The sequence below is a fragment of the Streptomyces sp. NPDC041713 genome (assembly GCF_055591085.1).
Genome location: NZ_JBVIZY010000007.1, coordinates 214,653 through 228,080 on the forward strand (window position 1 = coordinate 214,653; position 13,428 = coordinate 228,080).

11 protein-coding genes and 1 tRNA gene are annotated in these 13,428 nt (G+C 70.7%); 7 read left to right on the forward strand and 5 right to left on the reverse strand.

What is annotated here, in order from left to right:
* Window positions 1-27: 27 nt before the first annotated feature.
* From glxA to ACZ6CV_RS23110, 4 genes are all read right to left on the reverse strand, one after another.
* Window positions 28-1,965, reverse strand: coding sequence for a radical copper oxidase GlxA (gene glxA, locus ACZ6CV_RS23095; RefSeq protein ID WP_469252610.1), 1,938 nt, complete (start codon window positions 1,963-1,965; stop codon window positions 28-30).
* The gene (locus tag ACZ6CV_RS23100) at window positions 1,962-3,893 is read right to left on the reverse strand and encodes a glycosyltransferase family 2 protein (protein ID WP_469252611.1); all 1,932 of its coding nucleotides are present in this window, start codon (window positions 3,891-3,893) and stop codon (window positions 1,962-1,964) included. Before ACZ6CV_RS23100 ends, glxA begins: the two co-directional genes overlap by 4 nt.
* Before the next feature lie 300 nt (window positions 3,894-4,193).
* Entirely contained in the window at window positions 4,194-4,907 is a 714-nt protein-coding gene (locus ACZ6CV_RS23105) for a FadR/GntR family transcriptional regulator (protein ID WP_469252612.1), read from the reverse strand.
* Window positions 4,908-4,997: 90 nt separating this feature from the next.
* A tRNA-Lys gene (locus ACZ6CV_RS23110) sits at window positions 4,998-5,071 on the reverse strand.
* Between the two features lie 210 nt (window positions 5,072-5,281).
* Here ACZ6CV_RS23110 and ACZ6CV_RS23115 point away from each other — a divergent pair.
* The 6 genes from ACZ6CV_RS23115 (at window position 5,282) to ACZ6CV_RS23140 (ending at window position 12,068) form a co-directional block, all read left to right on the forward strand.
* Entirely contained in the window at window positions 5,282-6,643 is a 1,362-nt protein-coding gene (locus ACZ6CV_RS23115) for a peptidoglycan-binding protein (protein ID WP_469252613.1), read from the forward strand.
* Between the two features lie 589 nt (window positions 6,644-7,232).
* Entirely contained in the window at window positions 7,233-8,351 is a 1,119-nt protein-coding gene (locus tag ACZ6CV_RS23120; RefSeq protein ID WP_469252750.1) for an SPFH domain-containing protein, read from the forward strand.
* On the forward strand, window positions 8,335-9,039 hold the full coding sequence (locus tag ACZ6CV_RS23125) for a nucleoside/nucleotide kinase family protein (RefSeq protein WP_469252614.1): 705 nt from the start codon (window positions 8,335-8,337) through the stop codon (window positions 9,037-9,039). The genes ACZ6CV_RS23120 and ACZ6CV_RS23125 overlap by 17 nt, the downstream gene beginning before the upstream one ends.
* Window positions 9,040-9,118: 79 nt before the next feature.
* Complete coding sequence (locus ACZ6CV_RS23130) at window positions 9,119-9,721, forward strand: lytic polysaccharide monooxygenase auxiliary activity family 9 protein (RefSeq protein WP_469252615.1); 603 nt, start codon at window positions 9,119-9,121, stop codon at window positions 9,719-9,721.
* A 127-nt stretch (window positions 9,722-9,848) separates the two neighbouring features.
* Window positions 9,849-10,349, forward strand: coding sequence for a DUF3592 domain-containing protein (locus tag ACZ6CV_RS23135; protein WP_469252616.1), 501 nt, complete (start codon window positions 9,849-9,851; stop codon window positions 10,347-10,349).
* Between the two features lie 57 nt (window positions 10,350-10,406).
* Entirely contained in the window at window positions 10,407-12,068 is a 1,662-nt protein-coding gene (locus ACZ6CV_RS23140; RefSeq protein ID WP_469252617.1) for an AMP-binding protein, read from the forward strand.
* A 41-nt stretch (window positions 12,069-12,109) separates the two neighbouring features.
* Here the strand turns inward: ACZ6CV_RS23140 and ACZ6CV_RS23145 are convergent, their stop codons facing one another.
* Complete coding sequence (locus ACZ6CV_RS23145; RefSeq protein ID WP_469252618.1) at window positions 12,110-12,490, reverse strand: winged helix-turn-helix transcriptional regulator; 381 nt, start codon at window positions 12,488-12,490, stop codon at window positions 12,110-12,112.
* A gap of 91 nt (window positions 12,491-12,581) precedes the next feature.
* Between ACZ6CV_RS23145 and ACZ6CV_RS23150 the strand changes: the two genes are divergently transcribed.
* The gene (locus ACZ6CV_RS23150) at window positions 12,582-12,983 is read left to right on the forward strand and encodes a RidA family protein (RefSeq protein ID WP_469252619.1); all 402 of its coding nucleotides are present in this window, start codon (window positions 12,582-12,584) and stop codon (window positions 12,981-12,983) included.
* Window positions 12,984-13,428: the final 445 nt, after the last annotated feature.

Sequence of the window (13,428 nt, forward strand, 5' to 3'; positions counted from 1 at the left end):
CGCCCCTGAACGCCCCTCCGGGGCGACCTAGGGCACCCGCACCCACTGCGCCTTGCTGGGCGTGCCCTTGTCGTCCGTCACAAAGAGCATGTACCAACCGGACTCCACCAGGCTGCGGTTGGTCGGGACCGTCACAGAGACATCGTCCCCGCTCTTCTTCAGGTCGAGCGCGATCGACGTCTGGTCGATGTCCGTGACGTGCGTGGACGCGCTCGGCCTGATCAGCCGGGCCGACTTGACCGACGCGGCGTCCTTGACCGGGAACGTCCCCGTGCCGCCCCGCCGGATCGTCTCCGGGCCCTTGCCGAGCGCCGGCCGCGAGCCGTGGTAGAGGTACGGCGGCGTGTAGATCTCGATGCGCTGCTCGAAGACGCCCGGCTTGGTGTCGGCGGCGTCGGCGTAGAGCGAGTCGGAGCCGAAGAACATCACGCGGCCGTCGGGCAGCAGGATCGACCCCGAGTGGTAGTTGCGGCCCACCTCGGGGTCGGCGACCCGCTTCATCTCACCGGTCTTCGCGTCGTAGATGCGCGCCTGGTGGATGTTGGAGGCGCCGCGGCCGCGGTAGTCCTCGGAGCCGCCGGAGATCAGCACGGTGTCGTCGGGCAGCGTGGATATCTGCGGATAGCGCGTGCCCTTCTCCAGCTCGGGGCCGTCCGCGAACATCGGCTTCTCGGCCTTGAGGTCGACGATGCGGGTCTTGTCGCTGGACTCCTTGGACTCGCCGACGCCACCGCCGCCGACCACCATGTACTTCTGGTCCTGGGCGGGCGGCAGTTCGACCGTGCCGGAGGTCTCCATCAGCTTGCTGTCGCTCAGACCCGGGATGCCCTGCCACTTGTTGGTCCTCAGGTTCCAGATGCCGGGCTTGCGGCCGACGTCGGCGGGGCCGTACCCCGCGTTGGAACCGGAGTAGAAGAGCCGGCCGTCGGCCATCTGGAAGATCGCCGGGTAGGTCGGGAACTGCCGGATGCCCTTGGTGTACGTCCACTTCTTGGTCTTCGGGTCGTACACCTCGTTCTTGCCCGGCACCAGCTGGCCGATCTCGTCGAGGCCGGAGGTGGAGAGGATCTTGCCGTCGGTGAGCGTGGTCAGCGTGGGGTACCAGCGCGCCTCGTTCATCGGGTCGACCTTGATGTACCGCTCGGCGACCGGGTCGAACTCGAAGGCGTCCTTGATCCCCTGGAAGTCCTTCTTGTCCAGGGCGAGCTTCTGCGCCATGCCGTAGACGTTGCGGGTGTCGGCGCCCTTCAGGCCCTGGATGCGGTAGTTGTCCTGGGTGCCCGTCTCGTGCTGCGCGCCGCTCTCGGACGCCTCCACGTAGACCCGGCCGAGGCCCGGCTCGGTGCGCAGGAACGCGCCGGTCTGCTGGTCGAAGACCTTCTTCGCCTTCTCCACGAGGATGTTGTCCTTGGAGACGAACGTCTTGCCGTTCTTCTTGCCGGTGAACTTGGTGCCCGCCGGGATCGTCTTCGGCTCGTCCGGGTCCTCGTTGTGGACGATCATCAGGCCGCCGGCCTTGGTGATGTCGCCCTTCAGCTTCTCGTAGCGCTGCGTGCCGCCCGCGATCAGCAGGTTGCCGTTGCCCAGCTGGGTGTGGCCCGTGCAGAACAGGTCGGTGGGCGTCGGGATCTTCTTGATGGTGTTCTTGACCGGGTCCCACAGCCGGGTGTCGAACTTCTTCTTGTCGAAGTTCTTCTGGTTGTTGCCCGACCCGGCGACGAGCAGCACCTTGCCGGTGTGCAGCAGGGCCGCGTGAATGGTGTTCTGGCGGTACTCCTCGGGGAAATCGATGACGTCCCAGTGGCCGTTGTCCGCCTTGTACTCCGGCTTGTTGATCTTGTAGTCGTGGTACTTCTCGGAGCCCACGCGCCACAGCCACGGTCCGTTCATCCCCGCCAGCGCGAGGACGACCGCCGCGCCTATCGCGATGCGGCGGGCACGGCGGCGGCTGGAACGGTCTTTCATTTCTTACGTCCCCCAAGGGAAATCTGCATGGTCTGGTCGGGCGCTCCGGCCCAGTCGGGCTTCTGCTCCGGGGCGTGCGGCGCGGCGTGCCGCGGGGCGTACCGCGGCGGGCCGGAACTCCCCGCCGTCCCGGGCGGCCCGGACTTCTTCTTCTCCTGCCGCATGCCGTACCGCCACGCGAAGATCGGCGCCGCCGTGACCAGCAGGGCGAAGGTGGCCCAGGTGATCATCGCGGGGTGGGAGTGCCCGTACACGAAGGAGGCGGCCATCGAGGCGGCGAAGACCAGGATGAAGAAGAGGTGGATGCGGAAGGTCCCGAACAGCGTGTCCGGGCTCGCCGAGTCGCCCTTGGGGGTCACCACGAACTTGCTCTTGCGGCGCAGCGCGGCGTCCAGGAGCGAGCGGGCGTAGATCGGCGCGGAGAGGGCCGACATCACCATGCCCGCCACACCGCCGGAGCCCTCCGGCTCGTGCGGGGAGACGTTGTGCCTGCGGTTCCAGATGTACAGGCCGATCTGCAGCGCCGACGCGTTGCCGTACAGCATCAGCCAGATGGTCGGGTCGATGTTCACGCCGGACGCGCCGAGACCCAGGAACAGGGCGCAACTGAGCGCCGCGAGGATCCAGTTCATGGCGGACATCGGGTAGAAGATGACCATCATCGTGTAGTTGAAGAGGCGGCCCGGGGGCAGCGAGAACGGCGCCTTCCAGAACTGCTTGAGGATCGTCTCGTACGTACCGCGGGACCAGCGCAGCTGCTGGGTGAAGAAGTCCGTCCAGGCGTTGGGGCCCTCGCCGACCGCGAGCACGTCCGGAGTGTAGACCGACTTCCACTTCTTGCCGGTCACCGGGTTGGTGGCGCGGTGGATCTCGAAGCCGGTCGCCATGTCCTCGGTGATCGAGTCGTACAGGCCGCCGATCTGCTTCAGGGCCTTGATGCGCACCGCGTTGGAGGTGCCGACGAACATGGGGGCGCCGTAGGCGTTGCCGGCCCGCTGGATCAGCGCGTGGAAGAGGAACTGCTGGGACTCGGCGGCCTTGGTGACGAAGTTGTCGTAGTTGCCGTAGACCTGCGGGCCGATGACGAAGCCGACGTTCTCGTCGCGGAAGAACCCGAGCATCCGCTCCAGGTAGTTCGGCATCGGGACGTGGTCGGTGTCGACGGAGGCGAAGTAGTCGTAGTCGTCGCCGTGCGCGTCCAGCCAGGCGTTGTAGTTGCCGTGCTTGGTCTTGGCGCGGTGCGGGCCCTTGGCCATGTTCCACTTCGCCACGCCCTTGCGGGAGAAGTGGTGGACGCCGAGCCGCCGGCAGACCTCCTTGACCTCTGGGTCGTCACCCTCGTCGAGGAGCCAGACGTGCATCAGGCCGCGGTGGCGGATCCTGACCGCGGCCTCCAGCGTCTTCGTCACCATCTCGATCGGCTCCTTGCCGGGCACGAACGAGGTGAGGAAGGCGACCCTGGTGCCGGTCTCGGGGACCACGGGTATCGGGTCGCGGGCGACGAGCGTGGCGTGCGCGTTGGAGAGCACGTTCATGCAGCGGAAGAACTCGATCAGGCCGATGGATATGAGCATGACGACGTCGAGGGCCGGCAGCCAGTCGTGGGCGACGTAGTCCCGCTTCGTCCAGTGCTCGGGCTGCAGCAGCCAGCCGAGCAGCACCAGCGAGAGCAGCGGCGCGGCGCCCAGCATCAGCGCGGCCCGGACCTTGTGCGGCTCCTGGGAGAGCAGCGAGCGGTACCGCACGGTGTACGGCTTGGCCGGGTCCGGCTGCGTCAGCGGTCCCGCGAGTCTGCTGTAGTGCTCGTAGTCGTACCGCGGCAGGGTCTTCTTGATCCTGCGGAAGCCGCCCGTCCGGTGCGACGGCACCCGGAGCTGGGTCGTCTCTGACGGGTCGTTCTGCCGCGCGCCCGTCGGCGTCGACGTCATGGGTCATCCCCCCGCACGCGGTCCCCCGCGTGTTCGTAGGTCGTTCCGTCCGCGCGGGTGGGTCCCCTCGGCCTCGCGGACGTATCAGTGGCGGACCACCGTCTCCTTAGACATGGAACGGCGTCCTTCCGGTTGCATGATGCCCCCCTCGGCCCCGCATCGTGAACCGGACCCCCGCCGCCTGCCGCGCCGCGGCCCCGGGAGGCCCCAACTGCCCCGTATCGTCCGCCTCGTGAGGGCCGTCGGCTCCGGGACAGGGTTCTCTTCCCCTCGCATGATCGCAAGGTGGGCACAAGGGGCTTACCGGTCAGGTGAGTGAGGGGTGGGATCTACCGGGACAGGAGAGCTCAGACGGGTACGAATGTTGCCGAAGTGCTCGCGTATGGCCCGCTCCGCCCGCAGCGCGTCCCCCGAACGGACCGCCTCCAGGATCTCGCGGTGCTGGCGGCAGGTGACCTTCGGGTCCTGCGGAACGTCCACCAAATCGGTACGGACCCGGTGAAAGGCGTCCCAGAAGGCCTCCAGGACCTCGCCGAGCAGCAGATTGCCGAGGCCCCGGTAGAGGGTGGCGTGAAACGCGCGGTCGGTCTCGGCGCGCACGGTGGCCTCGGCGGAGGCCGCCTCGCCCTCCATCCGCTCGACCAGGGCGTCCAGTTCGGCCAGATCGGCCTCCGGCACGCGGCCCGCGAGGCGCGCGATGAGCCCGGTCTCCACGGCCTCCCGCAGTTCGAGGAGCTGGAGCAGGCTGTCCTCGCCGCGGTAGTGGCCCGCGACCGTACGGAAGGCGAGGCCCTCGATCATCGGGGCCACGGACATCGGCCCGACGTACGTCCCGAACCCGTGCCGGATCTCGACGATGCCCATCGCCTGGAGCGCCTTGAGGGCCTCCCGCACGGAGTTCCTGCTGACACCCAGCCGCTCCATCAACTCGGGCTCGGTCGGCAGCGAGGCCCCGGAGGGCAGCCTCGAATCAATGATGAGCTTCTTGATCCGCTCCTGAATGTCGCGCGCCATGGCGCAACGTTAGCGGTACGGGTACGGGGGGCGGGCCCCGTCCGGACACGACGAAGGCCCCCCGCGTGAACGGAGGGCCTTCGCTGTCTGTGCGCCGCCAGGGACTCGAACCCCGGACCCGCTGATTAAGAGTCAGCTGCTCTAACCAACTGAGCTAGCGGCGCCTGCTGACCTGGAGAACTCTACCGGATGTCCGGGGGTGCTTCCGACCACCCCGGCGGTCCCGCGGCGGGGCCGGGGGCGCGTCCGGGGAAGCGTCGGGTGGTGGTCGATCCATCATTCGGACCGTCAACATGCGGTATCCCGGGACAGTTGCGAAACTGACGGACGTGCAGATGCGCGGAGATTCTTTTGCGGGGTGTGAGGGGAATCGCATGGAGGCCCCTCCGGTATTCGAGGAATTCACGCCGGAGGGCGATTGCGGCTGTCCCGGCTGTATTCACCGGCGCCGTACGGCGGCGCACAATCCGCCGCCCCGGCTCGGCGGCCACCCGGCGGCGCACGGCGCCCGCCGGGCCCTGGTCCTCGCCGCGGCGGCCGGCACGGTGCTCGGTGGCCAGGCGCTGCCCGCGGTGGCGTCGGCCGAGGTGGGCGGCGTGCCGGCGGCTCCGGGGGTGGTGCCGACGCCTCCGGGCGCGGTGCCGGCCGACGAGGACCCGGACAGCCCGCAGGGCGCCATGGGCCCGCTGCACGGCGGCACGGGTGACGCGACGCAGGGCCCGTCGAAGGCGCCGGTGCCCCGGAAGACCACCCGGGCGGAGATCCTCGCCAGGGCCGAGAAGTGGATCGCGGCGAAGGTGCCGTACGACATGGGGAAGTTCTGGTCGGACGGCTATCGGCAGGACTGCTCGGGCTTCGTCTCGATGGCCTGGAATCTCGCCGGCAACGAATGGACGGGCAGCCTTCCCACCTATGCGGTACGCATCGCGAAGGAACAGCTGAAGCCCGGCGACATTCTTCTCTTCCACAATCCGGCGGACCCCACCAAGGGGTCGCACGTGACGATTTTCGGCGGCTGGACGGACGCCGCGCACGCGCATTACACGGCGTACGAACAGACCCGCCCGCACGCCAGGAAACAAACCACCCCCTATGGCTACTGGTCCAACGCCGACCGCTATCTGGCCTATCGCTACAAGGGCGTCACCGAGGTCACCCCGGGCGGCCCGGGTGCCACGATGTCGCCGTACCCCGGCGCGCACGCCTTCGGCCCCGGCGCGAACAACAAGTACGTGACCCAGCTCGGCAAGGCGCTGGTCGCCCGGGGCGGCAAACGCTTCTACCGCACGGGCCCCGGCCCGCGCTGGACCGACGCGGACCGCAGGGCGACGCAGGCGTTCCAGCAGGCGCAGGGGTGGCGGGGCAAGGACGCGGACGGGTTGCCGGGACCGACGACGTGGTCGTACCTGATGACGGGGAAGGGCAGGGACATCCCGGCGGCGGGCGCGGGCAGTGCGGGTGCGCCTGCGAGCACGGGTGCGCCCGTGAGCACGGGTGCGCCGGCCTACCCCGGCCGGGACGTCTTCCGGCCGGGCCGGACCCATCCGGCGATCGAGCGGCTCGGCCGACAGCTGGTGAAGAAGGGCTTCGGCAGGTACTACACGCGGGGCCCGGGGCCACGGTGGAGCGAGGGCGACCGGCGCAACGTGGAGGCGTTCCAGCGGGCCCAGGGCTGGCGCGGCGCGGCGGCCGACGGCGTGCCGGGCCCCGAGACGTGGCGGCGGTTGTTCCGGTGAGGGGTGTTCCGGTGCGGAGGCGCGGGGACCCGGGCGCGGAGGTCCGGGCACGAACGAGAACGGCACGAACGAGTCGGAGGCACGGATGAGTGCGACGGCAGCTTCCCAGCCAGGGTCCCCTCGGACCGCTCAGCCACAGGAGCGGCGGGAGGCCGCGCCGCCGCAGGAGGCCGCGCAGTCCCCGCAGGCCGCGCAGGTCCCGCAGGTCCCGCAGTCCCCTCAGGCGGCACAGGTCCCGCAGGCCCCGAAGGTCGCGCAGATCCCGCAGTCCTCACAGCCGCAGCAGGCGGCGCAGGCGGCGCAGGCGGCTCAGCCCTCGCTGTCCCCGCAGACCTCGCAGTCCACACAGGCCGCACAGGTCCCTCAGGCCCCACAGCCGCAGCAGGCGGCGCGGACCCCTCAGCCCTCGCTGTCCCCGCAGACCTCGCCGTACCCGCAGTCCCCGCAGTCCGACGAGGTGGCAGAGGGGCCGACCTACGGACTCGCGGGGTCGCCCGGCGGAGTAGAGGGGTCGGCCTACGGACTCGCGGGGTCGCCCGGCGGACTCGCAGGGTCGCCCGGCGGACCGGGAGCGACGGTCGACGGTGGGATGGGACCCGTACCCCCGCGCGCACCCCGGCTCATCCAGACCGAAGCCACCACCGAGATCCCCGTCCACCTGCTCTTCCGTGACGACCCCGACGACACGACGGGCGTCCGGCTTCCGCCCGCCGTCGTGCGGCGACGGCAGGGCACCGGCGAGCAGCCCCGCACGCCGAGGCGCCCCGCGCCGCCCGCGTTCCAGCCCCCGCCACGGCCCGTCCCCGACGTCGACCTCGCGTTCGCGGAGCGCCGGGCGCGCGTCCTGCCCGGCCTCGCGGGAGTGCTCGGCGGCTGCGCGGGCGTCGCCGGGTGCGCGCTCTCGCTCTGGTGGGCCGGCGTCCTTCCGGATCCCGCGCTGCGGGTGACGGGCCTGCCCGGCTACGGGGGCGGCGGGCTCGGCGCCGCGCAGTGGGCGTCGCTCGCCGGGTCCGGGACGCTCGGCCTCTTCGGGTTCGGCGGCCTGGCCCGCGGGCGGGTCGGCAGGGCCTGGGTGCTCAGCCTCTTCGGCCGCTACCGGGGCACGGTCCGCCGTACGGGCCTGGTGTGGGTGAACCCACTGCTGCTGCGCCGCCGCGTCGACGTACGACTGCGGCACTGGCGGAGCGAACCGATGCCCGTGGTGGACCGCGGCGGGGTCGCCCTGCGCGTGGTGCTGCTCGTGGTGTGGCGGGTGAAGGACCCGGCGCGGGCCACCCTCGCGGTCGAGGACCACCAGGAGTATCTGCGCGAGTGCGTCGAGGCGACCACGGCCCGGGTGATGTCCCGGCTCCCCGCGGACGCCTTCCACGACGAGGCCCCGACCCTGCGCGACGCCGATGCCGTCGGCGCCGCGCTGACCCGGGCGCTCGCCGCGGACGCGGAGGCGGTCGGCGTGCAGATCTTCTCGGCCCAGCCGACCCGCATCGAGTACGCGCCCGAGGTCGCCGCCGCCATGCAGCGCCGCCGGGTGGCCGCGCTGGACGCCCGGCACCGCGACACCGTGCTGACCTCGGTGGTCGACTCGGTCGAGGACACCGTGACGCGGCTGACCACCCGGGGCCTGGTGGAGCTGGACGACTACGAGCGCAAGGCCTTGGTGAAGGACCTGACGGTGGCGTTCTATACGGGCCATGGAGAACCCCGCTGACCACCCCGCCCCCGCCCCCACCCCTCCGCGGACCCACGATGCCCCGGACTACCTCGCCTCCCTGGACCGTCTCGCCGCCGACGCCCATCGGCTGACCGCCACCGTCCCGCGCGCCGTGCTCGGCATCGCGGGCCCGCCCGGCACCGGCAAGTCGACCCTCGCGCGGGCCCTGGTCGAGCGGCTCGGCGCGGACGCCGCCTACCTTCCGCTGGACGGCTTCCACCTCTCCGACGACCAGTTGGCGCGGCTCGGCCTCACCGGCCGCAAGGGCTCGGAGCCGAGCTTCGACGTGTCCGGTTACGTCGCGCTGCTGCGGCGCGTGCTCGACGACCCGGGGCACGACATCTACGTACCCGACTACGACCGCACGCTCCACGAGCCGATCGCGGCCCGCCACCTCGTCCCGCCGGCCGCCCGCCTGGTGGTCACCGAGGGGAACTACCTCGCCTGCGATCTGCCCGGCTGGCGCGCGGCGCGCGCCCTGATGGCGGAGTGCTGGTACGTGGACGCACCTGCGGAGGTACGCCAACAGCGCCTGATCGAGCGGCAGTTGGCGGGAGGGCGCACCGCGCGGGAGGCGGCGGACTGGGTCGCCGTGAACGACATGCCCAACGGCGAACTGGTGGAGTCCTCGCGCGGACGATGCGGACGGATCCTCTCCACGATTGGTATGGACATGTTCAACTAACGGCAATAATCTGAGACTTGGTCTAGACCGCAGTGCACGCACGTCCCACGGAACTCCCCATGTTCGGCAGGAGCGGCACATGCGAAACAAGAAGATGTACGCGGCCCTGGTCGGCCTCGGCACGGCCGGCGCGTTCGCGCTCTCCGCCGGTGGCGCGAGCGGCCACGGCTACACGGATCTGCCGGCCAGCCGGCAGATCAACTGCGCCAAGGGCGTGGTGGGCAACTGCGGTTCCATCCAGTACGAGCCGCAGAGCGTCGAGGGCCCCAAGGGCTTCCCCGCGGGCGGCCCGGCCGACGGCAAGATCTGTTCGGCGGGCATCGCGGGCTTCGACCAGCTCAACTCGCCCAAGACGCCGGGAGGCGGGGCCTGGCCGACGACGAAGGTCAGCGGCGGCCAGAACTACACCTTCCGCTGGCAGTTCACCGCGCGCCACCGCACCACCGACTTCAAGTACTACATCACCAAGCAGGGCTGGGACGACAGCAAGGCGGTGACCAGGGGAGCCCTGGACACCACGCCGTTCCTCAGCGTCCCGTACAACAGCCAGCAGCCGCCCGCGACCCTGTCGCACAGCGGCACGATCCCCGGCGGGCGCAGCGGTCACCATGTGATCGTCGCCGTCTGGACGATCGCGGACACGGCGAACGCGTTCTACGCCTGCTCCGACGTCCAGTTCTGAGGAAGGATTGAGGAACTTCCCCCCTCCTCACGGGTAGGTTCTGCGCACGCCGTGCCGACCACACGGCGTGCGCAGAGCCGTGCACGGCGTCGTGCGGCGGCCCGTTCGTCCGTATCGGGGGATGTTCATGGAGTTCTTCTTCTACGCCCTGCCCACAGCCATGGCCTGCGGTGTGCTTCTCATGGCGGCCCAGGTGGTCAGGCGCTCGACGCAGGTGAGCCGGGCCTGGAACAGCGGGCTGACGGCCGAGGCGCGCTGCCTGCGGACCTATACGACGACCAGCGGCCACGGCGGCGACGGCCACGTCTCCACCACCCTGCACCACGTCTACGAGTTCACCACCCGTGACGGCCGACCGGTCCGCTTCGAGGAGGAGGACGGTCCGGCGACGACCGTGCAGGGGGACGTCGTCACCGTGCGCTACACGGCCGAGCGCCCCGAGGCGGCGACCGCGTACGCGCCGCGTCCGTTCGCGATGGCGGCGGGCACGGTGGGAATGCTCTGCTTCCTCGGCCTGATGCTGGCGTTCTGCGTCTTCTTCATGGTGCAGGTGCACGACGGCTTCGCCTTCGACGAGGGCGGCTTCGGCGGTTACGACGACGTGCCGTACTACGACGACATGCCCTAGGAGGAAAACTGCACCGGGACTGCCAACCTGACGCTCCGTCAATTACCGTGCGCGGCCATGAAGTCCACCGAGATGACGGTCGCGGAGCTCGTGCGGGCGCGGTGGGGCGACCATCGCACCGGGCTGCGGCACGCGGGCGGAGAGCTGAGCCACCACCAGGTGGCGGCGGGCGCGGCGGCCAGGGCGGCGCTGCTCGGCGACCTGCTGCCGCGGCAGGGCGAGCCGCACATCGGCGTCCTGCTCGACAACACCCCGGAATTCCCCCTCTGGTTGAGCGCGGCGGCGCTCGCCGGCGTGGCGGTGGCCGGCATCAACCCGACCCGGCGCGGCCCGGAGCTGGCCCGCGACATCGTGCACACCGACTGCACGATCCTGGTGACGAGCGAAAGCCACCTCCCTCTGCTCGCGGGCCTCGAACTCCCGGGCGTCCGCATCCTCTCCACCGACACACCCGCGTACGAGGAACTGCTCGCGCCTTACGCCGACACGAAACCGGAGATCTCGCGGACCGTGCACCCCGGGAGCCGCATGCTGCTCTACTTCACGTCCGGTTCGACCGGCGCGCCCAAGGCGGCGATCTGCAGCCAGGGCCGGCTCGCGGCGGCCGGGGCGTCGCTGGTGGCGCACTTCGGCGTCCGGCCGACGGACACCCACTACATCTGCATGCCGTTGTTCCACGGCAACGCGGTGATCGCCGACTGGGCGCCGGCGCTCGCCGCGGGGGCGGGGATCGCGCTGCGGGACCGCTTCTCCGCGACCCGGTTCCTCACCGACGTACGGGAGTTCGGGGCGACGTACTTCACGTACGTGGGCCGGGCGGTCCAGTACATCCTGGCCACGCCCGAGCGCCCGGACGACCGGGAGAACCCGCTGCGGGTCGGATTCGGGACCGAGGCGGGGGCGGTGGACGCGGCGCGCTTCGAGGAACGGTTCGGGGTGCGGCTCGTGGAGGGGTACGGGTCCTCCGAGGGCGGGGCGGCGATCCAGCGCACCCCGGGCACGCCGGCCGGGGCGATCGGCCGGGCCGCGCCCGGGGACGACCTGGCGGTGATGAACCCGGAGACACTCCAGGAGTGCGAGGCGGCGATCTTCACCGACGAGGGCCGCCTCCTGAACGGCCGGGCGGCGATAGGGGAGTTGGTGAACCGCGGCCCGAACCCCTTCGAGGGGTACTGGCGCAACGAGGAGGCGCGGGCGGAACGGCAGCGGGGCGGCTGGTACTGGACGGGTGACCTCTTCTACCGCGACGCCGACGGCTACCTCTACTTCGCGGGGCGCACGGACGACCGGCTCCGCGTGGACAGCGAGAACCTCGCGGCGGCGATGATCGAGAACATCCTCGCGCGGTACGCCGGGGCGGCGGGGGTCGCGGTGTACGCGGTGCCGGACCCGGTGGCCGGGGACCAGGTCATGGCGGCCCTCGTGCCTCCGGCCGGCGCGTCCTTCGACCCGCTCGCCTTCGCCGAGTTCCTCCTCTCCCAGCCCGACCTGGGCACGAAGATGGCGCCCCGCTTCGTGCGGGTGGTGGAGCGGATGCCGGTGACGGCGACGAACAAGGTGGCGCGGGCGGCGCTGCGGGCCGAGGCCTTCCGCTGCGGCGACCCCGTGTGGTGGCGCCCACCCGGCTCTTCCTCGTACCGCCCCCTGACGGGGCAGGACGTGACGGATTTGATGGCCCTGTACGAGGAGCGGGGGCGCGGGGGTCTCTTGGACGGCTGAGGACGCGGCGGCTCAGCGGGGCGGCGGTGGGGGCCGCCCCGTCAGACGTCGAAGCGACGGCGGGCGGCCTCGATGTGGCCGAGGTACTGGTGGGTCCAGCCGCACATTCCATCGACCGTGGCTCGCAGGGCCCGGCCCGGCTCAGTGAGGGTGTACTCGACCCGCGGCGGCACGACGGGGTGCGCCCTCCGTTCGACCAGGCCGTAGCGCTCCAGCATGCGCAGGTTCTGGGTGAGCATCTTGTGGCTGACGCCCTCGACCTCGTTGCGCAACTCGCTGAAGCGCAGGGTGCGCTCTCCGAGCGCTTCGATGATCAGGAACGCCCACTTGTTGGCGACGTCCGAGAAGATCTCTCGCGCCAGAGAGTCCGCGCGCCGCAGGTCCGCGTCTTCGGGCGAGCCCGTGAACTGCTTGGTCACCATCAGGTTCCCCAGTCACTGCAAAGTGCGTTCTTCCAGGTCAACGGGCACTCTCCTACAGTTCCCGAGTAACCACAAGAGAGAGGCAGACAGCATGACCACGATTGACCTCTTCCACCACAACGTGCCGGCCGAGAGCGACTTCGGATACTCGCAGGCGATCAAGTCCGACGACCTGATCCACGTCTCCGGACAGCTCTCGCTCGACGAGGCGGGCGACTTCCTCCACGCGGACGACTTCGCCGCCCAGCTCAAGCGGACTTACGCCAACGTCGACAAGGTCCTGAACCACTACGGTGCCACCCGCAACCAAGTCATCTCGCAAACCCTGTACGTGGTGAACCTGCGCCAGAACGCCAGGGCGGTGTCAGAAGGCAACCTGAGGTACTTCGGCGACCACCGCCCGGTCAGCACGGTCCTCGGTATCACTGAACTGACCTTCCCCGGCCAGGTCATCGAGATCAGCTTCATCATCGACACGAAGCTGGGCGCCTGAGCGGTTGGCTGGCGGGGGCGCCTGCGGGTGCAATCAGTCCCGCCGCTCCGCGGCGGATGCCTCCCACCCACCCGTTTGCCCCGCGACGCATGGTTGGAGTAAGGGCGGGTGGGGGCGCGCCCCCGCGACGCATGGTCGGAGTAGGGGCGGGTGGCTGGGCGCACCCCGGCGACGTCCGGCTGGAGTGGGGGCGGGTGTGCCGCCGCGACGTGCGGCGGGAGTACGGGTGGGGTGGGTGGGTGCACCTCCGTGGCGTGTGCTGGGAGCGGGGTGGGTGTGCCCCGGCTCGTGCGGTGGGAGTGGGGGCGCACGGGGATGCAGCCCCGCGACGTGTGGCGGGAGCGGGTGCACTCCCGTGACGTGCGGTGGGTGTGTCCCGTGGCGAGTGGAGGCCGGGGGTGCCCTGTGACGTGCGTTGGGAGTCAGGCCGGGCGTTGCTGTGCCC